At 53.9% G+C, this 26871-nt stretch carries 24 protein-coding genes and 1 pseudogene; 8 read left to right on the forward strand and 17 right to left on the reverse strand.

The window, feature by feature from the left end; translation table 11 throughout:
• Both GEAM_RS21050 and GEAM_RS21055 read right to left on the reverse strand, forming a co-directional pair.
• Positions 1–244, reverse strand: a pseudogene (locus GEAM_RS21050) (cupin domain-containing protein); the annotation flags it as partial.
• A gap of 96 nt (positions 245–340) precedes the next feature.
• Entirely contained in the window at positions 341–1090 is a 750-nt protein-coding gene (locus GEAM_RS21055; protein WP_034795716.1) for an SDR family oxidoreductase, read from the reverse strand.
• 186 nt (positions 1091–1276) lie between these two features.
• Between GEAM_RS21055 and GEAM_RS21060 the strand changes: the two genes are divergently transcribed.
• From GEAM_RS21060 to GEAM_RS21070, 3 genes are all read left to right on the forward strand, one after another.
• Complete coding sequence (locus tag GEAM_RS21060; RefSeq protein WP_229333810.1) at positions 1277–2065, forward strand: alpha/beta fold hydrolase; 789 nt, start codon at positions 1277–1279, stop codon at positions 2063–2065.
• Positions 2066–2140: 75 nt separating this feature from the next.
• Positions 2141–2812, forward strand: a complete 672-nt coding sequence (locus GEAM_RS21065; RefSeq protein ID WP_034795718.1) for a heavy metal response regulator transcription factor — start codon at positions 2141–2143, stop codon at positions 2810–2812.
• Positions 2809–4203 carry a heavy metal sensor histidine kinase gene (locus GEAM_RS21070; protein WP_034795719.1) on the forward strand — a complete coding sequence of 465 codons (1395 nt, stop codon included), beginning with the start codon at positions 2809–2811 and terminating at the stop codon, positions 4201–4203. The genes GEAM_RS21065 and GEAM_RS21070 overlap by 4 nt, the downstream gene beginning before the upstream one ends.
• A gap of 67 nt (positions 4204–4270) precedes the next feature.
• Here GEAM_RS21070 and GEAM_RS21075 read toward each other — a convergent pair whose 3' ends face one another.
• The 4 genes from GEAM_RS21075 to GEAM_RS21090 all read right to left on the reverse strand — a co-directional run bounded on the left by GEAM_RS21075 (position 4271) and on the right by GEAM_RS21090 (position 8095).
• Positions 4271–4588: a DMT family transporter gene (locus tag GEAM_RS21075; RefSeq protein ID WP_034795720.1), complete on the reverse strand. Its 318-nt coding sequence runs from the start codon at positions 4586–4588 to the stop codon at positions 4271–4273.
• Between the two features lie 150 nt (positions 4589–4738).
• Positions 4739–6145 carry an amidohydrolase family protein gene (locus tag GEAM_RS21080; protein ID WP_034795723.1) on the reverse strand — a complete coding sequence of 469 codons (1407 nt, stop codon included), beginning with the start codon at positions 6143–6145 and terminating at the stop codon, positions 4739–4741.
• A gap of 111 nt (positions 6146–6256) precedes the next feature.
• Positions 6257–7111: a LysR substrate-binding domain-containing protein gene (locus GEAM_RS21085; RefSeq protein WP_034795726.1), complete on the reverse strand. Its 855-nt coding sequence runs from the start codon at positions 7109–7111 to the stop codon at positions 6257–6259.
• A gap of 30 nt (positions 7112–7141) precedes the next feature.
• Entirely contained in the window at positions 7142–8095 is a 954-nt protein-coding gene (locus GEAM_RS21090; protein WP_051899598.1) for an AraC family transcriptional regulator, read from the reverse strand.
• A gap of 146 nt (positions 8096–8241) precedes the next feature.
• On the opposite strand from GEAM_RS21090, the gene GEAM_RS21095 reads away from it, so the two are divergent.
• From GEAM_RS21095 to GEAM_RS21110, 4 genes are all read left to right on the forward strand, one after another.
• Positions 8242–9084, forward strand: a complete 843-nt coding sequence (locus GEAM_RS21095) for an SDR family oxidoreductase (RefSeq protein WP_034795729.1) — start codon at positions 8242–8244, stop codon at positions 9082–9084.
• Positions 9085–9229: 145 nt separating this feature from the next.
• Positions 9230–10690, forward strand: coding sequence for an AMP nucleosidase (locus tag GEAM_RS21100; protein ID WP_034795731.1), 1461 nt, complete (start codon positions 9230–9232; stop codon positions 10688–10690).
• A gap of 193 nt (positions 10691–10883) precedes the next feature.
• On the forward strand, positions 10884–11228 hold the full coding sequence (locus tag GEAM_RS21105) for a hypothetical protein (RefSeq protein ID WP_034795734.1): 345 nt from the start codon (positions 10884–10886) through the stop codon (positions 11226–11228).
• A 17-nt stretch (positions 11229–11245) separates the two neighbouring features.
• Positions 11246–11815: a glycine zipper family protein gene (locus tag GEAM_RS21110; protein WP_034795736.1), complete on the forward strand. Its 570-nt coding sequence runs from the start codon at positions 11246–11248 to the stop codon at positions 11813–11815.
• Positions 11816–11838: 23 nt separating this feature from the next.
• On the opposite strand, the gene kup is transcribed toward GEAM_RS21110, so the two are convergent.
• The 5 genes from kup to GEAM_RS21135 all read right to left on the reverse strand — a co-directional run bounded on the left by kup (position 11839) and on the right by GEAM_RS21135 (position 17109).
• Complete coding sequence (kup, locus tag GEAM_RS21115) at positions 11839–13707, reverse strand: low affinity potassium transporter Kup (protein ID WP_034795739.1); 1869 nt, start codon at positions 13705–13707, stop codon at positions 11839–11841.
• 136 nt (positions 13708–13843) lie between these two features.
• Positions 13844–15025 carry a sugar transporter gene (locus tag GEAM_RS21120; RefSeq protein ID WP_034795741.1) on the reverse strand — a complete coding sequence of 394 codons (1182 nt, stop codon included), beginning with the start codon at positions 15023–15025 and terminating at the stop codon, positions 13844–13846.
• 207 nt (positions 15026–15232) lie between these two features.
• Positions 15233–15871, reverse strand: coding sequence for a leucine efflux protein LeuE (gene leuE / locus GEAM_RS21125; protein ID WP_034795926.1), 639 nt, complete (start codon positions 15869–15871; stop codon positions 15233–15235).
• Positions 15872–16120: 249 nt separating this feature from the next.
• Complete coding sequence (locus GEAM_RS21130; protein WP_034795743.1) at positions 16121–16444, reverse strand: AzlD domain-containing protein; 324 nt, start codon at positions 16442–16444, stop codon at positions 16121–16123.
• Positions 16441–17109, reverse strand: coding sequence for an AzlC family ABC transporter permease (locus GEAM_RS21135; protein ID WP_034795744.1), 669 nt, complete (start codon positions 17107–17109; stop codon positions 16441–16443). The genes GEAM_RS21130 and GEAM_RS21135 overlap by 4 nt, the downstream gene beginning before the upstream one ends.
• A 115-nt stretch (positions 17110–17224) precedes the next feature.
• Here GEAM_RS21135 and GEAM_RS21140 point away from each other — a divergent pair, with 115 nt between their 5' ends.
• Complete coding sequence (locus tag GEAM_RS21140; RefSeq protein WP_034795746.1) at positions 17225–17773, forward strand: helix-turn-helix domain-containing protein; 549 nt, start codon at positions 17225–17227, stop codon at positions 17771–17773.
• A gap of 370 nt (positions 17774–18143) precedes the next feature.
• On the opposite strand, the gene GEAM_RS21145 is transcribed toward GEAM_RS21140, so the two are convergent.
• The 6 genes from GEAM_RS21145 to GEAM_RS21170 all read right to left on the reverse strand — a co-directional run bounded on the left by GEAM_RS21145 (position 18144) and on the right by GEAM_RS21170 (position 26862).
• Positions 18144–18347 (reverse strand): hypothetical protein, encoded by a 204-nt coding sequence (locus GEAM_RS21145; protein WP_034795748.1) that lies wholly within the window; start codon positions 18345–18347, stop codon positions 18144–18146.
• 200 nt (positions 18348–18547) lie between these two features.
• On the reverse strand, positions 18548–20077 hold the full coding sequence (locus GEAM_RS21150; RefSeq protein ID WP_034795750.1) for a recombinase family protein: 1530 nt from the start codon (positions 20075–20077) through the stop codon (positions 18548–18550).
• 135 nt (positions 20078–20212) lie between these two features.
• Positions 20213–21478, reverse strand: coding sequence for a Y-family DNA polymerase (locus GEAM_RS21155; protein WP_034795752.1), 1266 nt, complete (start codon positions 21476–21478; stop codon positions 20213–20215).
• Entirely contained in the window at positions 21478–21900 is a 423-nt protein-coding gene (umuD, locus tag GEAM_RS21160) for a translesion error-prone DNA polymerase V autoproteolytic subunit (RefSeq protein WP_034795755.1), read from the reverse strand. Before umuD ends, GEAM_RS21155 begins: the two co-directional genes overlap by 1 nt.
• Before the next feature lie 113 nt (positions 21901–22013).
• Positions 22014–23186, reverse strand: a complete 1173-nt coding sequence (locus GEAM_RS21165) for a tail fiber domain-containing protein (protein ID WP_034795757.1) — start codon at positions 23184–23186, stop codon at positions 22014–22016.
• 58 nt (positions 23187–23244) lie between these two features.
• Complete coding sequence (locus tag GEAM_RS21170) at positions 23245–26862, reverse strand: TipJ family phage tail tip protein (RefSeq protein WP_072009943.1); 3618 nt, start codon at positions 26860–26862, stop codon at positions 23245–23247.
• Positions 26863–26871: the final 9 nt, after the last annotated feature.

Raw genomic sequence — 26871 nt, forward strand, 5'->3', positions numbered from 1 at the left:
AGTACTCCAGCGCGTCGCCGTAACGCACCGACGAAGTGCCGCTGAGGGCGTAAATCGCGGTTTCATGGTGTTCGTGCCGGTGTGCCTTGGCCTGCGAGTGCGGCGGAATAGTCGCCAGCTGCATATGGATATTCTCCGAGCCGACCAACTCATGCGAAACCCCGACCTGATATGACAGCCCCTGCTTGCCGATAAAAGTAGGCTGCGGCTGGGTCAGTCTGCACTCTGGCTTGATAGCACTCATCTGTGAATTTCCTCTAGGCTAAACTCGTGAATAAACACCCCGGATCATGGCGACTGAGTGGCCAGAACCGGGGCCGAGTTCCAAAAGATTTTTAGCCTAGACCCCGCCGCACAGGTCAGTGAAGCTGCCGGTCACGAAAGAGGCTTCGTCGCTCAGTAGCCAAAGTATGGCGTTGGCGACCTCTTCCGGCGTGCCGCCGCGCTTCATCGGGAAGTTCTTGGCGATGCGCTCAACCCTTTCGGCCTCGCCACCGTCGGCATGAATGTCAGTGTAAATACCGCCGGGGCGCACGCAGTTAACGCGAATGCCGTCAGCCGCCACCTCTTTCGACAGCCCGACGGTGAAGGTGTCGACCGCGCCTTTGGAGGCGGCGTAATCCACATATTCAAAAGGCGAGCCGCTGCGCGATGCGCCGGAGGACACATTGACAATCGCCCCGCCCGCGCCGCCTCGGGACAGCGCCATGCGTTTTATCGCTTCACGCGAACAGTAAAAGTGGCTCATCACGTTGGTCAGCAGCACCTGCTGGAAACGTTCGCCGTCCATGTCGATCATCGGCATTTTTTGCTTCAAGATCCCGACGTTATTGACCAAATGGGTAATGGCCCCAAGCTGGCTGTCGATGGTGGTGAAGACTTCTTTGACCTGCTGCTCGTTAGAAACATCGCCGCGCACCGCGATGCACTGAGCGCCAAGGCTTAAAATCTCATCACGAACCTGAAAGGCGGCCTGCTGGTCATTGACGTAATTTACACAGACCGCGTAGCCGCGTTTCGCCGCCAGTAACGCGGTAGCGGCCCCTATCCCACGGCTTGAGCCCGTCACTAATAACACTTTTGAGTTCATTGCTATCCTGCTGAGTAACCTGTGGATTTACAGGATTTAACATAGCTGAAATGAGCGGATGAAGTAACAACAAGCTCGCCTAACCTCAGCGTGGTTCAACTTTTTGTCATTCTTTTGTCATTTTCTCGTCAGCCTTTTGTTGGCCCCTGCTTGCTAAAGTGCAATCACACCCTACCAAGAGGATTTATGATGAAATTACGCAATCTGTCACTTGTCGCTTCACTGGTTCTGGCCGGACTGTCTCTCTCTACTGCTCAGGCAGATACCAGCAAGCCAGCCGCTGCTCAACCCGAAGTCACCAACATTGTGCTGGTTCACGGCCTGTTCGCTGACGCATCGAGCTGGGGTAAAGTTATTCCGCTGCTGCAAGCCAAAGGCCTGCACGTCACTGCGGTACAGAACCCAACTACCTCTTTGGATAACGACGTAGCCGCGGTGAAACGCGCGTTGGCGCTGCAAAACGGCCCGGTGATTTTGGTCGCCCACTCCTACGGCGGCATGGTCATTAGCCAAGCAGGTAATGAGCCGGAAGTGAAAGGTTTGGTATATATCGCCGCGCGCGCTCCGGCTGCGGGTGAAGACTATCCGGCGCTGACCAAGAAATTCCCAGCCGCGCCAGCCTCTGCCGGTATCCAGTGGAACAGCGATTTTGGTGCCTTGAGCGAATCGGCCTTTGTGCATGATTTTGCCGGTGACCTGCCGGAGAAAGAAGCCAAGGCTTACTACGCCGTGCAGCAGCCTATGGGCCGCGCCATCACCATGGCCAAGACTAGCGTCGCGGCTTGGGAATTTAAGCCAACTTACTATGCTGTCTCGACCGAAGACCGTACCATCAACCCGGATCTCGAACGCTTCATGGCGAAACGTATGCACGCGCAGACGATCGAGCTAAAATCTAGCCATGTATCACTGATTTCCCAGCCGGAAGCCGTGGCGAACCTGATTATGAAAGCCGCGCACGTGCCGGGTTACTGAGTTTTACCCCATCATCATGATGAGAACGGGGAGCCTAGTGCGCCCTTTGCTCCTGTATTCGAGGTTTGACACTGCTTGAAAATCCTCATCGTTGAAGACGAAGAAAAAACCGCCGAGTATCTGCGCAATGGCCTTAACGAAGCGGGCTACACCGCAGACTGGGCGGCGAATGGCATCGACGGCCTGCACATGGCGCGGGAAAATGCTTATGACCTGATCCTGCTGGACGTCATGTTGCCAGAGATGGACGGCTGGACGGTGATGGAGCGTCTGCGCATCCACAGCCAGACGCCGGTGCTGTTTCTCAGCGCCCGTGGTGCGCTGGAAGACCGCCTGCGCGGCTTGGGGCTGGGTGCCGATGAGTATCTGGTGAAGCCTTTCTCCTACGCCGAGCTGCTGGCGCGCATTCGTATCATTCTGCGTCGCGGTCAGCCGCAGTCGGGCGACGTGCTCTCGCTGGCGGATCTGGTGGTGGACATTGAAAAATTCCGCTGCGAGCGGGCTGGCAAACGCATCACCCTGACCAATAAAGAGTTCAAGCTGCTGGTCTGCTTCCTGCAACATCCGGGTCAGGTTCTGTCGCGCACCTTTTTGGCTTCCCGCGTGTGGGACATGAATTTTGACAGCGACACCAACGTGGTGGACGTGGCGGTGAGAAGGCTGCGGCAGAAAATCGACGAGCCTTTCGACAACCAGTTAATCCATACGATTCATGGCGTTGGCTATCGCTGTGAGGCCGAGGCATGAGGCGCGTCTCCCTCACCTTTCGGCTGGCGGTGCTGCTGGCGGCGTTCTCCTTCGTGGCGTTTACCGTCATGGGCGGCGCGCTGTATTACGCGTTGCGCCATCAACTGACGCTGCGCGACGACGCGGCGCTGGTGTCGCGCGTCGACCAGATAGGCACGTTGTTGCGCGATTTGGACGCCCGCCAGCTGATCCATGAGAAGCCGCACCTGTTCGCCAATATGCTGGGTAATACCGAGTCGCTGCTGGTGATCCGCTATGTCGGCGGCCCGACCCTGCTTGAGGTCAATCCGCTCAAGCGCCCCATTCCCAACGTCACGCCAGTTTCCGCCGAGCAGCGGCTGTCGCTAAACGCCGTCCATCACTCGCAGACTGCCGACGGCACGCCGATGATTTACATGGCCGCCACCAGCCCCTCTTCTAATGATTTAGTGCCGCTGGAAATCATCTCCAGCCGAGTGTTAACCGACCGCACCCATATTCTCGACGTATATCGCAATTACATTATCCTGTTCGCCTCGATGATGGCGGCTATCTCGGTGTTTCTAGCATTTATCTTTGCCCGTCGCGGCGTCTCGCCGTTGCGCAGGCTGGCGGAGAGAACCGCAAAGATTGGTACGCGCACTCTGTCATCGCGCCTGACCAAAGATGACGCCCCAACCGAGCTGGATACCCTGATTGACCAGATCAACGCCATGCTGGAGAGGCTCGAACGCGGCTTTAAGCAGTTGAAGCAGGTGAGTGCCGACATGGCTCACGACCTGCGCACGCCGATTACTATTTTGCTGGGGCAAACTGAGGTCGGCCTCGGCGCGCCGCGTGAGAACGAGTATTACCGGCGGCTGCTCGGATCCAATTTTGAAGAGCTTCAGCGTATGTCGCGGATGATCGACAATATGCTGTTCTTGGCGCAGGCCGAGCAGCCCGACCTTGAGATTGAGCGTACGCTGCTGGATGCCACGCAGGACATGAGGCGGCTTTGTGACTATTTCGAGGATTTGGCCGCCGACCGAGACATTCAAATCCAAGTCAGTGGCGAAGGCACGCTGTTCGCCGACGCCATGCTGTTACGCCGCGCGCTGGCTAACCTGCTGTCCAACGCCGTGCGCCACGCCGCGCCGGGCAGCCTGATTGAAATCAACGCCATTCCTTCGGCCGAAGGCATGACTATTCAGGTGGTGAATCAGGGCGACACCATTTCTAAATCGCATCAGGAGAGGATTTTCGACCGATTTTACCGCGCAGACTCCGCGCGGCAGAACTCGTCAAACTCCAGCGGGCTGGGCCTGTCGATTGTCACCTCAATCATGCAACTGCACCAAGGCCGCTGCTGGGTGGAGAGCGACCAAGGCACCACTACGTTTGGGCTGTTTTTTCCGAATGCACAGGTGTAAATCCAAGATATTGGGTGTTATCCGCCAAAAACCGGTTTAACACCCTAAATAATGGATTTAACTCTGTTTACTTGGTCGCTAGCTTCAGCAGCACTACGCCGGAGAAAATCAGCAGTACGGCGATGACCCGCATGGGGTTGAGGCTCTCGCCAAACATGGTGACGCCGAGGATAAATGCGCCGATAGCACCGATGCCGACCCACACGGTATAGGAGGTGCCTAAAGGAAGGGTTTTCATGGAGATAGCCAGCAGCGCGAAGCTGAGCAGCATGAAGACTAAGGTGACAATACTCGGAACCAGCTTGGTAAAGCCGTGCGACTCTTTCATCGCCGTCGACCATACCACTTCAAACAAACCTGCTAACAACAGATATACCCAAGCCATATTCTGACCTTATTTAATCGCAGGGTCGTCCCTATTCAATGAAGCCGAGTCTCTGGTCGTCCAGTCAGCATTAAACGGTGAGAGAAGAGTATAGATCAAGATGAGGCCGGAGAAAATTGCGAGCCGCATCGCACGGCTCGCAGAGGGAAGTTAGACTTTTTGCACGCTGCCGAACACCAGACGGCCCTGATGGAAGGTGGCTTTGACGTCGGAAACCCGCGCCACGGCCTCGGCGGAGCAGCTGGCGTCGACCAGAATCATCTCGGCCCTGTCATTCACAGCAGGCCATTGGCGAGTGCCGCTGTTGTCCAGCGGCAGCACGTTGCCGGTGGCGATAGCCAGTGAGCGTGTCAGGCCGAACTCGTCTGAATTGCCATAAAGTTGGGCGTAAAGGTTGGCTTTTTCCAGCATGCTGCCGGTGCCAAACGGCGACCAGTGGTCAATCACGCTGTCCGTGCCGGTCATCACAAACACGCCCTTCTCGCTCAACTGCGGCAGCGGCATTGCCAGCTTGCCAATTGGCACGGTGGAAGCCAGGGTAAACTGCTGACGGGCCAGCCCGTCAATCACTTCATCCAGCTCTGCATCTTTCAGCGTTGAGAGAGCAAAGCCGTGGCTGAGCGTCACTTTGCCTTTTAACTGCGGGTTCTGCTCGACGGTTTTAATCATATATTTCACCGCCGCGACGCCCGCCGGAGAAGTCTCGTGCAGGTGGATATCCACACCGGTGTGGGTATCAAGGGCAATCTGGAACATGGCGTCGAGTGACTTTTCCATCGCGCCGTCAACGTTAGTTGGGTCCAGCCCGCCAACGTATTGCACGCCCATTTGCATCGCTTCGCGCATCAGGCCGTCCACTTTCGAGTGCAGCAGGCCGTGCTGCGGGAAGGCGACGATTTCGCAGCTGAAGTCATTTTTATGTTTTTCCAGCGCGATTTGCAGATGTTCGAGGCTTTTCAGCCCACTTACCGGGTCGATATTGCAGTGGCTGCGGGCCACGGTGGTGCCTTTAGAGTGCAGCAGACCAATAATGGCTTCCGCGCGCTGAACCGAGGTCGGCAGAAGCTGTGGGATCAGCACCTGCTCGCGGGCAATCATGTCCATAATGGTCTTGCCTTTACGCGGCCTTGGCGCTTCCCACGGGCCTCCGTAGAAGGTCTTGTCGAGGTGGATATGCATGTCGCGGGTGGCAGGCAGCAGCAACAACCCTTTGGCATCGAAGGCAGGCAAGCTGCTGGCGGCCGCACCGCTGGCGGGCTGAATGGCCACAATTTTGCCGTCTTTTATCTCCAGATGATAAAGCGCGGTCTGGGTGCCAATAATCATCTCCCCTTCACGCTTGAAACCCTCTTCCAGCCGGACATTACGCAGCTGGTAGTGGGCGGCAGGCAGCGAGGTAACGGCATTACTGTCTTCGCATTTGGCCATAGAATCGGTTTTATTTTGAGTGGCAGCCTGAGCTGAAGCCATGCCGGTGGCCAGCAGCGCGCCCCCGGCGGTCAATTTCGCGGTGTTTGAGAGAAAATTTCTGCGGCTTTGTTGTTGAGTGTTCTGCACGTCGATTTCCTTAAATCCAGAGATAAAATTTGCGTTACCGCTTCACCATAAAATAAGGCGCTTTCGCTGGCTGCGATATTTGCCACTGGTGGTCAGTGGCAAACGCAATAGTTAACTCAACTGGCAGAACTGGCGCAGCTTCTCGGCCAACGCCAGCTGCGCCGAGGTAGCATCGGGGCGATAAAACAGCGCCAACTCGACATTATCAACCTGCGGTAATCCGCTCTCTGCGCCTAACACCCGGTGCTCCGGCAGGCGGCAGCTGGCGGGCAGTAGCGTCACGCCCAGCCCGGCGGCGCTGGCGGCGACTAAAGCCGCAAGGCTGGCGCTGCTGTAACTGATGCGCCAGTTGCGGCCCATGGCGTCCAGCGCCTGACACAGTTCCTCACGATACAGCCCATTGAGCGGAAACAGCACCAGCGGCACCGGGTCATTTTCAAACGCCGGATAAGTTGCGCTATCCAGCCACAGCATAGGCTCTGGGCGCGCCGCGTTGGGTTTGTCGCCTTTGATCTGCTTCACCAGAATGATATCCAGCTCGTCCTGCTGCCAGGATTTTCGCAGCTCATTGCTCAGGCCGCTGGTCACGTCGAGGCGCAAATGAGGATGAGTACGGCTGAACTCGGCGAGTAGCCCGGTGGTGGCCGCCGCGAAGTCCTCCGGCACGCCAAGGCGCACCACGCCGTCGCGCCACTGGTCGGAAAGTGCGTCGTGCGCCTCGCCGTTCAGCGCGATAATCCGCCGCGCATAGCCGAGGAACCTCTCCCCCTCTTCGGTGAGCAAAACCTGATGAGAAGTACGTTCCAGCAAGGCTTTGCCGAGCATCTCTTCAAGGCGGCGCACCTGCTGGCTAACGGTGGATTGAGAGAGGAACACCCGTTCGGCGGCGCGGGTAAAACTACCGGTATCGCAGACTGCCACGAAACTCAGCAACTGCTGAGGGCTAAACATCGGGTAGCGATTCATTTAATCAATACATATTCATCTGGTATTCGATTAACCAATAGTATCAATCTGGTCGAGGCTGACAACCGGGGCTTGGTATTCCTGCTGATAATGTCGCGGGGATTGACCAATAATGCGTTTGAACGCGTTGCTAAAGGCGCTTTCCGAGCCGTAGCCGAGCGAAAGAGCCAGCGCACTAACGCTGGTACGTCCTTTTTGCAGCACGCGCTCGGCCAGCCGCATGCGCCACTCGGTCAAATAGGCCATCGGAGCGATTCCAGCGACTTTTTTGAAGTAGGCGGCAAAGGTCGCCCGCGACATGGCGGCAGATTTTGCCAGCTCTTCCAGCTGCCACGCGCGGGCCGGTTGTTGGTGGATAAGCCGCAGTGCGGGAGCCAAACGCTTGTCCCCCATGGCTCTTAATCTCCCGCCCTCTAAAGGCGCAGACTGCTCAAAATAGGCGCGAAGGATCTGGATAAACATCAGATGAGTGAGCTGAGACGTGGCCGCCGCCGCGCCGGGGTGGTCGCCCTCTTGTTCATTGACCAACTGCTCGAGCAACCAGCGCAGTGAACCGGCGTGGCGCGAAGTGGCACGAATGTGGATCAGCATCGGCAATTCGTTAATCAGCACCTGCGCGCTGTTGTCGGCCAGCTCAAGTTTGCCGCCAATCATGAAAAACTCATCCCCTTCGCCATGTTTAACCACCAGGCTCTGACGATTTGCCAGCACCTTGGCAAGAGGAACGGGTTCGAGGGTTGAATCGCTGGAAAGCACGTGCGAGCGCGGGGTTCGCAGCAGAAAAACATCACCACTTTCTACTGCCACGGGCTGCTGTTCGCCCGCCATCTGCATCGAGCAGTTACCGCGTACGATGCCCCAAAATTTGATTTGGTCAGACGTCGGGAACTCCACCGCCCACTTTCCGCCTGTCACTAGCCCACCGGCCAGTACGGAACGTGCATTGAGGAGCTGTAATAAGTCGGAAAAGGGATCAAGGTTCATTCTCAGATTTTCACGCATAAAAGTTGGACGTTCAAGTATTAAAAATCTTAACCATGCCGCCTATTCTGCATACCAGAGCTGAGACGCCTTGCCAAACGGGGCGTCTCGGATTGTCGATTGAATCTAACAAGTCAGGAGCAGAAAGCATGCAACAGAGAAATTGGTTAATTACTGGAGTTAATAGCGGTTTTGGTCGGCACCTCACCGAGCAGCTTTTGCAGCGCGGAGAGTGCGTCGCGGGGACCGTGCGCGACCTCTCGTCCATGGCTGACCTCAAGGCGCAGCATGGCGAGCAATTATGGCTGGCGGAGCTTGATTTGACGGACACGCCGGCCATTCGCCGGGTGGTAGACCGGGCTTTCTTCGAGCTGGGTCGCATCGATGTGGTGGTGAGCAATGCCGGTTATGGCCTATTTGGCGCGGCGGAAGAGATGACCGATGAGCAAATCATGCATCAGCTCGATACCAATTTGCTCGGCTCCATTCAGCTGATCCGCGCCGCCACGCCTTATCTGCGCGGGCAGCAGGCGGGACGAATTCTTCAGCTTTCATCGGTTGGCGGGCAGGCTATTTTCCCCGGCGGCTCAATGTACCACGCCACCAAATGGGGCATTGAAGGCTTTGTGGATGCCATTCGACTCGAGCTGGCGGCCTTTAATATTGGTTGCACGCTGATTGAGCCGGGCAGTGCGCGCACCGACTTCCGCTTTCGCAGCGCTCAGCTTGCCACGCGTATTGAAGCCTATGATGCCTCGGTTATCAGCATGACTCGCCAAAGACTGACCGACCGCAGCAGCCAGCCGATTGGTGACCCGGTAAAGATGGCGGCAGCGATGATAGCCAGCGTCGACCAGCACCCCGCTCCGGCCCGAATCGCCCTTGGCAGCGACGCCTATGGCGCGATGCACAGCCAGCTCAGTGCGCGATTAGCCGACCTCGAAGCACAGAAAACGCTGGCGATGTCGACGGATTATCCAGCGGATCAGTAATAGCTGCCTGACCTTTTGCAGATAAGTAAGAATGAGCCTGAGTTAATGGTCAAGTAATGGTTAGCAAGATCTTTGGATTAGAATCCTTTGTTAACCAATGCCATACTTTGTGTTAAGTCTTGCTCATCTGCATAAGGGAACGATTTTGAATAATGCTTATTCCGCAACCCAATTGAACGCCACCGAAGCGCTAGATCGGCTGGAGGCGCTGTACAACGGTGCCGTGGTGGCACTGCGTACCGCCATCGGTGACTTTATTCACGATGGTTCACTGCCTGATAACGATGTGCGTTCGGCAGGACTTTTCACCTATCCTGAGCTGAGCGTCAGCTGGGACGGTGCTCAGCAAAATCAGTTTAAGTCTCGTGCCTATGGCCGTTTCCCGCGCGCCGGGAAGTACACCACCACCATCACACGCCCGGAGCTGTTCCGTGGTTATCTGGCTGACCAACTGAGCCTGCTGGAAAGCGAATATAACGCCAGCTTCGTGGTGAAGCCTTCGCAGCTGGAAATCCCCTTCCCGTTTGTTATCGACGGCTCTGACCTGAATCTCGACCGCACCATGAGCGCGGCGCTGGCGCACCACTTCCCGACCACCGAACTGTCGCAAATTGGCGACCAGATAACCGACGGTTTATCCAGTTCCACCACCGAGTTCCCGCTGTCGCACTTCGACGCGCTGCGCACCGACTTCTCGCTGGCGCGCCTGAAACACTACACCGGCACCCCGGCGGAGCACGTGCAGCCTTATGTGCTGTTCACCAACTACACCCGCTACGTGGACGAGTTTGTTAGCTGGGCCTGCGCGCAAATCGTAGATCCTGCCAGCCCGTATGTCGCGCTCTCCTGCGCCGGTGGAGCTTATGTCACGCAAGAAACGGTCAATCTTGAGCAGACCGTCTCTGACTTGGCGTGGAAAAAGCACCAGATGCCGGCCTATCACCTGATTGCCGACGATGGCAAAGGCATCACGCTGGTGAATATCGGCGTCGGCCCGTCTAACGCCAAAACCATCTGTGACCATCTGGCGGTGCTGCGCCCGCACGCCTGGCTGATGATTGGTCACTGCGGCGGCCTGCGCGAAAGCCAGCAGATTGGTGACTACGTGCTGGCTCACGCCTATCTGCGCGACGACCACGTGCTCGACGCCGTACTGCCGCCGGACATCCCAATCCCAAGCATTGCCGAAGTGCAGCGCGCGCTGTACGACGCCACCAAAGCCATCAGCAACATGCCGGGGGAAGAAGTTAAGCAGCGCCTGCGCACCGGCACCGTGGTGACCACCGATGACCGTAACTGGGAGCTGCGCTACTCGGCCTCGGCCATGCGTTTCAACCTGAGTCGCGCCGTTGCAGTGGATATGGAGAGTGCGACCATTGCGGCTCAGGGGTATCGCTTCCGCGTGCCTTACGGTACGTTGCTCTGCGTCTCCGACAAGCCGCTGCACGGCGAAATCAAGCTGCCGGGACAGGCAAACCACTTCTACGAAGGGGCGATTTCCGAGCATTTACAGATTGGTATCCACGCCATTGGCCTGCTGCGTCAAGAAGGCGACAAGCTGCATTCGCGTAAATTACGCACCTTCAACGAGCCGCCATTCCGCTAAAAACGGTCTCTACCGGGGAGGTTTGTCCTCCTCGGTAAATTTCCCAATATTTCTACACAATTACTGCCGATCCCTTAGCGCATTCCACCTGATTTGCCGCGTAAAAAAACAGCGAATAACGCGTATATTCTTACTCATCGACCGGTAACAATTCGGCGAGAAATGAGCGGTTTAAACGGGTGTCGAGGTGGTTATGAAAAGGCTATTGCTGCTGTTGCTGGCCGCAGGTGCAATGATGTCGGTGGCACAAAGTTCTTTCGCCTATGGCTATTACGGCCACGGGTATTATGGTCATGGTTATTATCACGGTTGGTATGGCCCGCGGGTGATTATTGGCGCACCTTGGGGACCCCCGCCGCCAGTCTATTACGGACCACCTCCGGTGGTGTATGTGACACCGTCACCTCCGCAAACCTATGTGGAGAAAACCCCTAATTACGCTTACTACTGCCAGAGTCCAGCGGGCTACTATCCGCACGTCCAGCGCTGTGCGCAGGGCTGGATGAAAGTGGTGGTTGGCGATTCTGCACCGCGCTAAGCCTGAGTGACTCAACCATGAAACGTCTCTATCAATTAGCTCCACTGGCGCTGGTGATGGCGCTGGCGGGCTGCGTGTCGCCCCCTTCAGGGCCGGAAGTGCAGGTTTTACCGGGCAGTACCAAGAGCTACGGGCAGTTTAGGCAGGATGATATTTTATGCCGCAACACGGCGCAAAATAGCGTGGACGGCGGCGCTCAGGCGGCTTCTAACAGCGCGGCGGGCACGGCGGCTGCGGGAACGGTGGTCGGTGCAGCGGCGGGCGCTTTGATTGGCGCGGCATCAGGTCATGCCGGCCCGGGGGCGTTGATTGGTGCTGGCAGCGGCCTGCTGGTGGGTAGTGCGATGGGCAGTAATACGGCGGGAATGAGCAGCGGCGATTTACAAGATCAGTACGACGTTATCTACACCCAATGTATGTACGCCAAGGGAAATAAAGTGCCGGTGGCCTACAGCTACGATGAACCAAGGTCGGGGCAGTCAGAGGTTCCCCCTGATTACCACCCCGGCTCTGATCCGCGCAGCGTGCCACCGGATTACAACGGCGATTTGCCTGATAGCAATGTGCCGCCAGACTATCGTCCGTAATCCATTGATTAGACGATAAAAGCTTAAAACTTCACCATGGCACCGAGTTCAATAACGCGGTTAGGCGGGAGCTGGAACTGATCCGGCGCCCGCAGTGCGTTACGTTGTAACACTTGGAACAGCTTGCCGCGGATCTGCAAATACCAAGGGCGTTTGTCCAGCACCAGCGTGTCGCGCGACATAAAGAATGAGGTGTCGCTCATGGTGCAGCGCAGCCCATCTTGCCCACAACGATAGAACACATCTTCCAGATTTGGCGTCTCGCGCCAGCCATAGCTCGCCACCACGCGCCAGAAGGATGGCGACAGGTGCTCAATGGTCACGCGCTTGAGGTTATGCACATAAGGCACGTCGGCGCTGCTGATGGTCAGCAAAATGATGCGTTCGTGCAGCACTTTGTTGTGCTTCAAGTTGTGCAAAAGCACCAGCGGCACGGCGTCCGGCGCACGGGCCATAAACACCGCAGTGCCCGGCACGCGGCGCGGCGGGGATTTCTCGAGTGAGGTGATCAGCGCGCTCAGGGCGTCCGGGTCTTCACGCAGGCGGCGCAACAGCCGTGAACGCTCAGTGTGCCAAGTGATCATGATAAGCAGAATGCTTAACCCCAGCGCCACCGGCAGCCAGCCGCCGGAGAACAGCTTGGTGAGGTTGGCGGCGAACAGTGGGATATCAATCATCATCAGCAGTGCCAGCAGCAGCAGGCCCCAGCGCTTCTTCCAGCCCCAGTTCTTAATCGCCACAATGCACAGCAGGATTGAAGTCAGGAGCATGGTGCCCGTCACCACAATGCCGTAGGCCGACGCCAAATCGCTGGAGTGTTTGAAGCTGATAATCACAATCAGCACCGCCACGTACAGCAGCCAGTTCACCACCGGAATATAGATTTGCCCGGACTCGACGTCCGAGGTGTAGACAATGCGCATTGGCGGCAGGTAGCCCAAACGCATCGCCTGACGGGTCAGGGAGAAGACGCCGGAAATCACTGCCTGAGAGGCGATAACCGTCGCCATGGTGGCAATAATCAGCAGCGGAACCAGCGCCCAGTCAGGGGCCAGCAGGAAGAACGGGTTTTTGATGGCGTCCGGGTTGCTCATCAACAGCGCGCCCTGCCCGAAGTAGTTCAGGACCAGCGAAGGTGCGACCAGCAGGAACCACGCGATGCGGATAGGTTTTTTGCCGAAGTGGCCCATGTCGGCATACAGCGCCTCGGCCCCGGTCACGGCCAGCACCACCATGCCCAGCGCGAAGAAGGAAATGCCTTTGAATTCAATGAAGAAGTGCAGCGCCCAGTAAGGGTTCAGGGCTTGCAGTACGCCCGGATTATGCAAGATGCCGCCAATGCCCATCACGCCCAGCGAAACAAACCATAGCACCATCACCGGCGCGAACAGCTTACCGACGCTGCCCGTGCCCTTCTTCTGGATAACAAACAGCAGGGTCAGCACCGCGATGGAGATGGGGATGATAAATTTATCCAGCGAAGGCTCGATGATCTCCAGCCCTTCAATGGCCGAAAGCACCGAAATGGCCGGAGTGATCACCCCGTCGCCATAGAAGAAGCTGCCGCCCACCAGCCCGAGGAACACCACGGTGGCGTACCAGCGTGGGTTGATGTCCCGCACCGCCAGCGACATCAGGGTGAGGATCCCGCCCTCGCCGCCGTTGTCGGCGCGCATCACGTAGCCAATATATTTAAACGACACCACCAGCATCAGCAGCCAGAAAATCAGCGACAGAAAACCGAAAATTGAACCTTGGGTCATGGTTATCCCGGCCTGACCGGTCAGACATTCGCGCAAGGTATAGAGCGGACTGGTACCAATATCACCGTACACTACGCCGATGGCCGCCAGCGTGACGGCAGGCAACGGCTGCTTCTTTTGTGCATGCATAGATGAGTGATTCGCAAAGTAAAAGGACCGGAAACACCGGCTAATGTTGGGAGTATAGTACCGACATGGGTCGGTACTGTTAATGATATGTTTCTTTAGTGGTTATTTGCGAGCCAAAACGCGCTGGCGGGCAAGTTTAAACGGTGCGCAGCTGAGGGTAGCGGCGCAGGATAAACAGGCACCACGCCAGAGAGACGCAGCCCATCGCCCCGCCGACGTAACCTACGTCCGACAGTTCCAGATGCACGATCACCTGATTACCCAGCAGCGCGCCCGCGCCAATCCCCAGATTGAAAATCCCTGAGAACAGCGACATGGCGACGTCGGTGGCATCCGGCGCCAGCGCCAACACGCGAATTTGCATCGCCAGCGCGATAGCCATCATGCCGACGCCCCACAAAATGGTCAGCACAGAAAGGCTGAACGCGCTGGTCGAGGAGACCAGCAGCAACAGCATCGCCAGCGCGATGATGGAGATAGCGCCGACAAAGAATGATGTCGGGAATTTGTTACCCATCACGCTAAATAGCGCGCTGCCCAAGATGCCCGCCCCGCCGAAAATCAGCAGCAGGAAGGTGGTGAAATCTTCACTCATTTTGGCGATGTTTTGCACGAACGGCTCAATGTAGCTGTACGCCGTGTAATGCGAAGTGACAATCAGCGCGATCATCAGGTACATCGACACCAGCGCCGGGCGTTTGAACAGCATCGGGACGCTACTCAGCGAGCCGCTATGCTCGCTTGGCAGTTTTGGCAGCAGGCGGCTTAGGCTGATTAAGGTGATCAACGCCACGACGCCAATCACGCCAAAGGTAATGCGCCAGCCGAGATATTGACCAATCACCCGCCCGAGCGGCAGGCCGAGAACCATCGCCAGCGCGGTGCCGGTCGCCAGCATGCTCAGTGCCTGGGTTTTCTTACCGGCCGGAGCCACGCGGATAGCCAGCGAGGAGGTGATTGACCAGAAGATGGCGTGCGCCAGTGCAATCCCAATGCGCGATACCACCAGCGAGCCGAAGTCCCAGGCCACCACCGACAGCACGTGGCTGAGGATAAACAGGCCAAACACCACCATCAGCAGCAGGCGCCGCTCGACGTTGCGGGTCAGCAGCATCAGCGGCAGTGACATCAAGGCGACCACCCAGGCATAGATAGTCAGCATCAGGCCAACCTGCGCGGTTTGCATAGAGAAGGAGCTGGCGATGTCTGACAGCAGGCCGACGGGAACGAATTCGGTGGTATTAAAAATAAACGCGGCGATAGCTAGCATGATGACGCGTAGCCACTCGGTTTTGCGCGAAACGTTTTGTGATTGCATTGAGATGTTGACTTGTAAGTGATGGGTTAACTGCTTGTTTAATGACGGCGAGAAATGTCATTTTTTGTGAGGAGTATTGTGTTTTATTTCGGCCGGAATGAAAACCGCTAAATCCTGCCTGCGGAAAATTTATCTGTGCAACGGGCTGAGGTGTGTAATAGCTTCAGCCCGTTGTTGGGTCACATCAATGCCATGTGTCGCTGGGACTTAAGAGGTCAAGCTGGCCAGACGCGCCGCGAAACCCATGAAAAACAGCCCGACAACGCCATTGCCAAACTTGGTGAGTTTCTTGCGCGAGCGGAAGAACTTCGACAACGCTACACCGCCGAAAATCAGCGTGGTCATGTAAGTGAAGCTGAGGATTTCCAGTATGGTCGCCAAAATCAGGTACGGCACGGCGGCGTGCGGATAGCTGAAATTGATAAACTGCACAAAGAATGAAATATAAAACATGATGGATTTCGGGTTGGTCAGGCTCAGGGTCAGCGATTTCCTGAACACATTTCCGCGCACGCTCACCGTTTCGCCCTGCTCTTTATTCTTCGAGAAGAAATTCTCCTGAATAATCTTTATGCCCAGATAGAGCAGATAAAACGCGCCCAAGAACCGAACCAGCATAAAAAGCACGGGGGAAGCTTTTATCAGAGAAGCCACACCGATATAGGCGAGGAAAATCAGCACCGCGTCGCCCAAAAAGCAGCCAGCCGCTGCCTTATAGCCGCTAAGAACGCCATGAGAAGCACTGGTCTTTAGGACAAAGAGAGAGTTAGGGCCCGGCAGGAGAATAATAAACACTAACCCTGCGAGATAGGTCCAAAGATTGATAACGCCGAACTGTTCCAGAATCACCTGCGCCTCCAAAAACTGACTAAAAATGCTAAGCCCAAACACATGAAATCATGTGTGATATTGAAGTGGCGAGGTGTAGATGGCGTCATAAAACCGCGCACGGCAACGACTCGTCGCTCTAGCGATTAATCTAGAGAGTTGTGAGTAATTTGACTACTCCCCAACCCTGCTGCGCGGCCCTTTTTTTAGCTTCAAAACCTTTCGTAGAAATTTGCTGATCCCGGCGATCTGGTTATGACCAATGACTTAAGGCAAACCCAGCCAGCGGGCTAACGCAGTGACCGCAGCGGCGGATAAAATGACGGCAATCAGCGGCACTTTGCGCCACGCCATTATCGCCGCTACCCCTACCCCCAACAAACGCGCGAATCCGGCAAAGTGCTCACCTTCCAGCAGGGTGGCAATCACCGCCACTGAGAGCAGCAGCGTGGTGGCAGCGTCGGCAATCAGCGCGCGAGTGTTGTCGGTGAAGGTCATGCGCGAGCCGAGCTTAAATCCGGCATAGCGAAACGCATAGGTACCCACGGCCAAAAGCGCGATGCCGCAGATGATCAGAGTGTGTTGGTTCATGATTTTTTCTTCCTGATAGCCAATCCGAGCAGGGAAAACAGCACCGGCATACCGACCGGCACGAAAGGCACCGCCGCGAGTGAAATCAGCGCCCCCGAGCAGGCGGAGATAATGGTTTTAGCGTTTTTCAATGCTGGAAGGGTTAAGGCCAGTAAGATGGCGGGGAAAACCGCATCTAGGCCGATAGCCTGTGGGTCAGGGATAATCTGCCCTATCGAGCCGCCGATGATCACCCCCAGCGGCCAGCACAGGGCAATGCCCAAGCCGCACAGCCAGAAGGCTGCTTTACATTCGGCCTTGCTGGGCTGAGAGACGCCAAACACCACGCTTTCATCATTGACGATATGGCAACCCAGCAGGCTGGTGGCTTTTTTGCCGACCAAATCCTTCACCGCGATGCCAAACGGCAGGTGTCGCGCATTCACCAATAAACCGGCCGCTGCGGCAGCGAACGGGCTTCCGCCACTCGACACAATGCCGATAAACAGAAACTCCGAGGCTCCGGCCAGCACGAAAAGCGAGAGCGACATCGGCACCCAGAATGGGAAGCCAACGCCGGTAGCCAGTGACCCGTAGGATATGCCGACAATGCCATCAGCCAGACAGACCAGAATGATCGCCTTGATGGTGCCGGATTTGAGTACGGAAAATTGATGAAAACGCATCTTTCTTTCTCATAACGAACAAACAGGCTGTTATAATGAACACATTAATATCGTTTTACAAGACGAACGATCGTTCGTTATAACGATCAACATTATCTCTATTCAGGCCAAATCTATGATCCAACCCATCGACATTATTGCTAAATCGCTGGTAAGAGAGCGCCAACGTGCCGGACTCTCTCTGGCTGAAGTGGCTAGGCGCGCGGGTATTGCCAAGTCCACCCTGTCGCAGCTCGAGTCGGCAAATGGCAACCCGAGCATTGAAACGCTGTGGGCGCTGTGCGTGGCGTTGGAGATCCCCTTCGCGCGTTTGATGGAGCCGCAGGTTAATAAGTCGCAGCTGATCCGCCGCGGCGAAGGTCCGGCGGTGATTGCCGAATTAGCCAACTATAAGGCAGTGCTGCTAGCAACCTGCCCTCCGGGGTCACGGCGGGATATCTATCTGCTGAGCGCCGAGCCGGGTGCCGATCGCGTCTCCAAGCCGCACTCGCCCGGCTCGGTGGAGCACATTATTGTGACTCAGGGTCAGGCGCTGGTGGGGCTAACAGAAGAACCTTATGTGCTCAATGCCGGGGATTACATTAGCTATCCGGCGGATCAGGAGCATATTTTCCGCGCGTTGGTGGCGGATACTCAGGCGGTGTTGGTGTCCGAGCAGAACTAATGTCAAGCCATTAAAAAGCCCGCCATAGCGGCGGGCTTGGGGTAGTGCGTTTTCGAATTGAAGTTAGAACTGATAAACCAGACCCATGGCGACCACGTCGTCAGTGGAGATACCGTTGTCTTTATAGTATGGAGGCGGGATAAGGTTAACCTATTGTTTTAAAATATATTCTATAGCTTTTGAACGCTAATTTTATGAAAAAAAGGCAGATTGTAACTCTATGAATTTGAAATGAATAAAATTCGTTTTGCAGAAGCTTTTTGGCATCGTTTTAGCATGAAACAATGTCTTTCGGCCCTATCCTATCCGCAAAAAATGAAAGGTCACACTCGCACCAAGCAGGTTTTTTATGCCTGCAATTTGCAGATGGCTACCGCCCTTTCCTCACGAACTCAGCAGCATCGCGCAGTATCCCTTTGTGGATGGTGTTACCCACGCTCTTGCGCTTATCCTCAAGCCTTTCGACGATGGTATCCCGGTCAATGACAACGCCCTCGGCTATCAGCTCAATCACCGCACCGCCAATCTCACCAGCTATGAATGCAGAACGCTCTTCTTCCCATGATTCACTCATAAGTCACCCAGCAGTTTGGATTGTTTGTCCGAATAACATGCCCGATTAGATTAACGCCTACAACATGGCAAATCTGACAGGTCTGTCTAAACTAAAAGTAGCTGTCAAAGAACAGCCGGTCCGCCAAGACCAAGACTACCTACTGATTGCAGCCCACCGTTAACGTGGGCTTTTTTTCACTCATGATTATTATTTTGGCATTAGAAAAATAATATATCTTCATCAATATATGCTAGGGCTTCAACAATTGCCTCTCCACGCGTGGTTTTATATAGCGGGAAGTCTATAAACTTGAGGCCATTAATAAAAAATATGCAGCATGTTTTTCTGGATGTATCTATTCTTATATCTTTGAATATCTTAAACGCATACTTCTGGCAAGTTTCACGATCGGCCTTAACTTTCAAGTCTAATTTATTAACATCATCTATTATACTTATTCTTTTTTTCTCTCTTAAAAGTCTCAATGTCGTCTCATTCTTACGAAGCTCTTTATCCAACTCCTTAATTTCATTAGCCAGTATTGACACCTCTGGAGCCATTTTAAGAGCTACAATTAATTTCTCTATTTGCTTATTAAGCTCAAAGTTACGCTTCGTTATTTGTTGAACTAAGCTTTTGGAATTGCCTGACTTTGTAAACTTGGTTGTGAATACTAAAACCTGATGAATCAAAACTGAGTCTATTAACCCCCTCTTAATTGGTGGCGCATAGCAGCGATGTAGACGCCTCATGGGACACACATAATAGCCCGGATTATCACCCGCTACAGTTGTCACTATCATTGAGTGGTTGCATACGCTGCACTTCATGATAGAACGAAATATGTTTATTAAGTTGGGGTTATCTCGTTCACTTAACTTCCCGAAAGGTGAAAGCTTAATATCTTGTACTGAATTAAAAACATCATCACTCATAGCTGGAGGGTAATAGTTTTGGATTTCTTTCATCCCTTTTAGCTTTGAAGCATATGATGGAACGCAAGTCCCAATCAATGCTTTATTTGATAGCAAGTGTTCAATTGTGGAAGGGTTCCATTCCTTAACTTTTCCTTTAAAGGTTGGAGTGCTTTCATCATTTAATATTTTTGTTATTTTATTGAAAGACATCCCTTTAATTCTATATTCAAATATGTCTCTTATTACTTTAACCCGTTCATTAATAAGTTCAAACTCTCGCGTCTGTGGATTTAATTTCATCCATCGTGGGCATGCACTTGTCATTACTCTCCCAGTTAGAGCGGCTTCTTCGCGTTTTTTCTCCCAAGCTGATTTTAATCGTTTCGACTTTATTTCACTTTCTTCATTTGCTCTCTGTGCTATCAGAATTGCTTTGATGGAAGCGTATGGGTCATCCAAAGATGAGGCCGTGTAATGAGATCCATCGCATAACGTGACAACCTCTATACCGGCTTTGAGAATACTCCTCAATCTCTCAGTTGCTTCACCTATGCGTTCTCGAGATAGGCGGTCAAGGCTTTCTATAAGCAATACCGTGCCCGGCTCTATCAGCCCAAGATCAACCGCCTCCATAAATTCACCAAAGGCACCTCGTTCAGCATGGGCCCCTGTGTAAGCACTCAAGCCTAAATCCTCATAATTAGTGTCATCCAAATCATACTGCGGATTTAAATCTAGCCACTGATTAATCAGATTTCTTTGTCTTCTTACAGAATCGCCATTTTGTTGGATAGCATTGGAAAACCTCAGGTAAGCAATTGCTCTGCTCATGACAAATTCCTATAAAGAAACAGTCATTTATATTTCCACACTATTGATGTTCATTTTGTGAACAAAATCAAACCTAATTAACTCCCGCCTAGCCACTTTTAGGTGGCTCATTCCCATCAGATTAATAAGCGCAGATTAAACCTTTACACGTAGCAGATCACTAAAGCGGGTCGTATACGCGGGAGAGAGCATTTGTCGCTTCATCTCCCAACTTTTCTGCACGCCCTGCCCTGCAAACCAAACACGCCCCTTCCCACTGTGGTTAATCCCATCCAGCACAGCCATTAGCTGTTCGCTGTTGGACCGCGGCTTATACTCATCGAATAAACCTAACTGCGCCACGCCTTGGCTGTAAAAATCACCGAGCATTACCCCGCACTTCTGAAACCGGTGCCCGTCCTGCCATATAGCATCAAGACATTGAGCTGCGGCGGCCACGATGTCCCGGCTGTCCTGTGTGGGTATCTGGAGCTTTGTCCCGGCAGTCTTGCCGTAATAGACCTCATTCACAGAGAACGGGCTGGTTTTAACGAACGCCGAAATGTGCCGGCAGTACTGCCGCTCACCGCGCAGCTTCTCCGCAGCTCTGACCGCGTGGCTGCAAATGGCTTCGCGCATCAGATAATATTCGGTAACGCGGTCGCCGAAGGAGCGAGAACAGACTATCTGCTGCTTAGTTGGTGCAAACTCTTCCAGCTCTAAGCACGGCTCTCCGCGCAACTCCCTGACCGTACGCTCGAGCACTACGTTGAAATGCTTTCGTATTAGGCCGGTAGGTGCGTCAGCCAGTTGAAGAGCTGTTGTGATGCCCATGTCATTGAGCTTTTTCGATATCCGGCGGCCGACTCCCCATACATCACCAACCTCGACCAGCGCCATGAGTTTTCGCTGGCGCGCCAAGAGCGACAGATCCACAACACCGCCGGTCTTGGTCCATTTTTTAGCGGCATGATTAGCCAGCTTGGCGAGTGTTTTCGTCGGCCCTATGCCCACGCCGACCGTTAGACCAGTCCACTGCAAAACCTTTGCCCGGACATCGCGCCCGAACTCCTCGAGATTCTTGCAATTACTGACCCCTTGGAGGTTCATGAAAGCTTCATCAATCGAGTATATTTCCACGGCGGGCGCCATCTCTTCCAGCACCGTCATGACGCGTGAGCTCATGTCTGCATAAAGTGCGTAATTGCTGCTGAACGTCACAATCTTGTGGCGCTCAAACAGATCGCGCATTTTGAAGAACGGGTCCCCCATCTTGATGCCAAGCTTTTTTGCCTCCGCGCTGCGGGCGATAACACAGCCATCGTTGTTACTGAGAACGACAACTGGCAGCCCTTTGAGGTCAGGCCGGAATACCGTCTCGCAACTGGCATAAAAGCTGTTCACATCCGCAAGGGCAAACATCACTGCAACCCATTAATGGTGAACGTTACGACACCGAAAACTTCCAGCTCGTCCCCGCCGTCATGCAGAACGATAGGCGGAAAGTCGGGATTCATTGGGATTAGCTGAAGGACTGGGTGGGTGCAAAGCCGCTTTACTGTGTACTCACCCGCCACAGACGCGATGATGATGTCACCATGCTTTGCCTGCAGGCTTCTATCCACTACCAGCAATGACCCTTCGTAAATCCCCGCATCGACCATACTCATACCCGTGGCCATCACAAAGTATGTGGCCGCCGGGTGGTTAACGCAAAGCTCATTGAGATCGATGCCTTTTTCAATGTAGTCCTGCGCGGGCGAAGGGAACCCCGCCTGCACTTTGTCTTGAAAAAAGGGGATGGAAAGCTTTAAAGGTTCTGGAACTGGGTAAAAGATATTCATAATGCACGCCCACAAATAACTGGTTATACATACAGTATAATCATGAGTTTTTTGTGTTGGGAAGTCCGATTTTGAAAAGTGCCGTTATGATGCTGATCGGGAAGGAAAGAAAATTATGAAGCTTGTTCTGCCTGAGAAACGTCGATCATTGCTAATTTTACAGCCTCTATCTGAGCACGACAGGCGTCAGGGTCTTCAAGGGCGAGCTCAAGAAGTGCGAATAACTGCTTGATAGCTCCGGTATGGTACGCAGCTGACACACCAGTTGTGTCGAGGTATTTGAAGTCCTTAATGACGGTTTTGTCGCTAAATTCACGGTCCCCATAAGTTTTGATTGCTACCGGGCAGAACTTCTCCACGTCCTGAGCAATTAAGCCAACCGCCTCCCCGCCATCTTTCATTTCGTATGAGCATCCGCGCCAGCTACAGACCGCCGATAGAGGGTTTTCAACTTCCTTTATTTTGGTTTTGTGACGCTCATCCGAAGCATTTATCCAAGCGCCTGAAGACGTAGCAGATCCATCAACACTAAATGTCCACTGCCGCTCGATTCCACTTGTGGATGCCCCATTATAATAAATTGAATACGAGAGCGAATTTAAACCACCTCCCCGCTTTATACCCGCCAACCAGCCATCAGAAAACCATTTATAAAGGAGTGCTCCTACAAAATCATTAGTGCCTGCTGATCCGTCAGAGCTAAACATCTCAATATCATTGTTTCTACCCAACCCGCCTTGGTAGCGCCCGCGAAATGAAAACCCCCCAGCTAGATTTACTTCTGATCCACCATTAAATCTCATATATCCCGAGGCGACACTCCCTGTCTTAAGAAGCACATCATTTGTGTTTGCTTTGCTTTCCATGTCGGCTGTCAGCTTTAAAAATGATGATCCTGTTACCTTTGTTCCGTCAGGCATCGTGAGTGTTACCGTGCCGTTGCCAGTGTAGAAAGCCTGCCACACTGCGGCCATAGCCTGATTGTCTGTAAAAGCCTTGGATATTTGCGTCGCCAGCGTCATCGTGATGGCAGTTCTGTCACCACTTAGCATCGGAATACCGACATACGGAGCGCCAGTGGCAGCAACCGGGAAGGGCATAACCAGCGTTATCTGGACATCATTATCGATACTTTTAATTTCATAACCACGCGGGCTGGCTGTGCTGTAACCAATCAGCAGCATGTCGCCTGCACGAAGGCCGGAGCTCATCCACCAAGTATTGGTCCCTCTTACCACCGCGCTGTTAGCGGTTGTATCTACCGTGCCGTTTGAATACCACGTCATTCTTTTCTCCAGACATAAAAAAACCCGCCGAAGCGGGTTGGATATGGAAAGTTTTAGGTTAGCTAATAACGCTAGCATTACGGCTGACGAAAACGTTATAGCTTGCGCTGCTAATAGTCACCGTGCCGGGAGCATTGACACCATTATTTATCGCAAAAGTAACTGGGACATTGCCCGTGCCTGCGGGGACCATAAAGGTGAAACCCTCTGATGACCATGTTTTGGCATCAGCCCCAGCTACAACAGCTCCCAGCACCATTATTCGTATATAAGATCCAGTACCTGCGCCACTGGCAGTTATCGAAGCAATAAACGAACCAGACACTGATACTTTACGAGCGAATCCGGGGTCCTGCGCCACGCTAAACAGCGTACCGGTAACTACGCCACCGGATGGAACGCCTGTCTCTCGGGCATTTAGTGTGCGAGCGATGCTAAAATCAGCCAAATCGCCCACCAATTTCGCGGCATAAACTGTCCCAGCGAAGTTGCCATCAGTGGCATCTACCGTTCCACGAAAATGGCCATCGGTTGCATAAACCGTGCCTCTCACTATTACGTCATTAAATTCGACTTTACCGCTTTTCGGCAAGTTCCAACCAGTCTGGCCACTGACAAAGTTTGTGGACTGGAGAGTATCCGATATTTTCGCAAAATCGATACTTGCGGTTTGGATAAATGCAGAGTTAATGAACACGTCTCCATTCACCACGGCCCACGGTGAGTAATAATTACCGTTAGAGCCACTCATCAAAACGAGCTGATTCGCGTTAAAGGCGATACGGGTTAATACAGGTTTTCCCTGCTCAGCAATAACGGCGATCGACATGCCTGCATCGTAATAATTCCCGCCCATATTTACGCCGGCTTTCATGCTATAAATAGCGCTGCCTGAGCCGTCATTATTGAAGACTGATGTCATTTTCTGTTCGAGCGCAGCCGTGTTTGTCTGCACCTTTCCGGTTAATGAATCGACTGAGCTGTTTGTGGCCTGTACCGTGGTTGTAAGGTCTGCGAGAGCTTGCTGGGTATTAGCAATAGTCGTAGTGACAATCAGAACATCAGCGCGAACCGCGCCCAATTGTGCGTATTGGTGCTGTATGCCAGCATTGTTGGCCAGCGCCGTTTGCAGAATGGCCTCAACGCTTCCCCCAATCTGCTCGGTCAGCCGGCGGCCATCTTCCGCATTCAGCAAGTCATCAGCAATTTCGCCGAGATAGTCATTGGCCTGGTCGTTGGACATTCCACGCACCCAATCGGTATACCCCGACTCGTTGCCGGTTTTATCCACCAACTGGGCGCGGTACCAGAATATTTGACCGGGTCTCAACCCAAGTTGAGTATACGTCGCCTGTGGATATGGCACGTCAGACAGCAGAATCGGGTTAGATTTGTCCTCGTTTGGGGTGTACTGAATTTCGGTTTTGAGAGTATCCGAAGTGTTGGCAGGGAACCCCCAGTTAAGTGAGATCCCCCAGTTTATCGCCGTGGCCGCCAGACCGATGGGTTTCGGTGGATTGCCCACCTTACCTGTCAACGTGGCTTCCTGCGAATACCCCCACCCGCTGGATATCTCGGCGGCATTGATCGCACGAACGCGAACGAGGTAGCGGCCAGCGTAAATGCCGGGCACCTCAAACGACGTTGTGGAGCTGCGTGGCACGTTAACCCAGTTGCCATCGTTACGGCGCCACTGTGCTTCATAGGCGATAGCATTTGGAGTGGCATCCCACGTCGCTCTCATCGTTTGAACGCTAATTGTCTGCTCGACCACGGAGAATGAGCTGATCTGGATATTGGCCGGCGCTGACTGGTTGCCGGGGGGAATCACGCTGATTGGCCGTTGGTCAATCTGAGCGCCAGTGTCAATTCGGGCAAACTTGTCGGGATCATGCAAAACGCCGGTGATGGTAAATGTGCCGTCATCATTTTCAGCCGTGCTAGTGATTCGGTATTGCTGTGCAAAAAGCTCATCCGACTCAACCACCCACACGCATTCAGCCTCCGGGGTCTCTGAATAGGCGGTGCTGACAGTGACAACATTCCCGTTGATCGCCTGAATCGTCCTGCTTTGAGAAATTCCTGTCGGCAAGTTCACCTGCATACGGTCGCCGGGCTTGGCACTTGGCACTCTATCCAAGCTTATGACGCGGCCCGAAGCCGAACTAACGCGTCCGCCGGTGATTCGCCCGGACAAGTTCTCATCTGCAACGGCAATGATATAGCCGGGCTGGGGAATGTCACCGTCAAGGCCCACAGAGAATGTGACAACGCGGTCGCTGTTATTGGTCAGAATCCCCCATCGCCCCTTCCTATTAGCTTCTGACTGGCGGGTGCAGCCAATCGCGGTCAACTCAAGCTGGTTAAAGACTTTGTAGCGGTTAACCAACGCCTGTTCAAACACAGGCTCCATCGCGTCAGCATAAGCATTATCAGGATCAGACCACGAAACCAGAGCAGACGAATAGCGGGTTTTTGTGTTGCTACTGGAGTAGGTAAATAGGCCATTAACAACGTTCGCGTTTGTGAAGTTGTAATCCACGTCGCGAGGCATATCTGCCAGAGCAAAAATCTGATCCCCGCCCCAGTATGTCATTCCACGGAAAATAGCCGCGAAATCCCGCAGGACGGTGTAGGCATCGTTGCGGTTCTGGACATACACGTTGCAGATGTAGCGCGGCTCGGTGCCGTTTCCACCTCGACCGTCGGGAACAGGCTGATCGCAATACTGGGCCACCTGATACAACGTCCATTTATCGATATTGGCTGCCGTCAGCCGATCGCCAAGCCCAAAGCGCTCGGAGACCACGATATCGTAGAAAATCCATGCTGGGTTATCCGTCCACGCCCACTTAAAGCCACCCTGCCATATTCCAGAGTATGTTCTGTTGATAGGGTCGTAATTGTCCGGCACCCGCACGATGCGCATTTTTGTATCAACCGACACAGGCGGGATCGATCCGTTAAATTGGCTTGAATCGAATTCGATATAAAGCAGAACGGTATTCGGATAGCGCAATTTAGCATCGATAACTTCCGTAAAGCTTTGCAGCATCATCGCATCGCCAATCTTGGCGCTGTTGGCGTCTGCCGTTACCTTTCTCAGGCGAAGCGTCCATGTGCTACCAGACTGCGGCAAATCAATTCGATGGCTTCTTTCATACCCAGTTGTCGTCTTGCCAGTAACCGAGGTGTCTACGACGGTTTGCCATGTTCCCCCGTCGGTCTGACGCTCGATCACATAATTAATGCTGTAGCCAACGAGGTCTCCGTTGTCTTTTTGATTAAACAGCGCGGGCCATTTAAGGCGCAATCGAACCGCTGACAGTTGAGTATTCGTAAATGTCCGAGTCCATGCGCTGGTGCTTTTTACCTCGGTCCCTACATTGATTTCATTATTGGAACCCGGCAACCCTTGAATATAGGTTTGCGCCTGCGTGCCCGACCGGAAATCCCACGTCACGCCGCTGAAGTTATTGCTGCCATCAGGGTTCTGGAGTGGGGTCCCATCTAAATAAATATTTTGCGCCGTCAGGCCGCCCGCCCACTCTCCCTCACCCAGCGCGATCAACACCTTTGCTTTCGCAATGGACTGGAGATCGTCCGGCTGTTCTACAGGCGTGCGTGATGAAGAGCTGCCACCTTTGCGGCCTCTGATTGCGGTAGCTGTTGCCATATTTAGCCC

The organism is Ewingella americana ATCC 33852 (genome assembly GCF_000735345.1).
Lineage (GTDB): Bacteria > Pseudomonadota > Gammaproteobacteria > Enterobacterales > Enterobacteriaceae > Ewingella > Ewingella americana.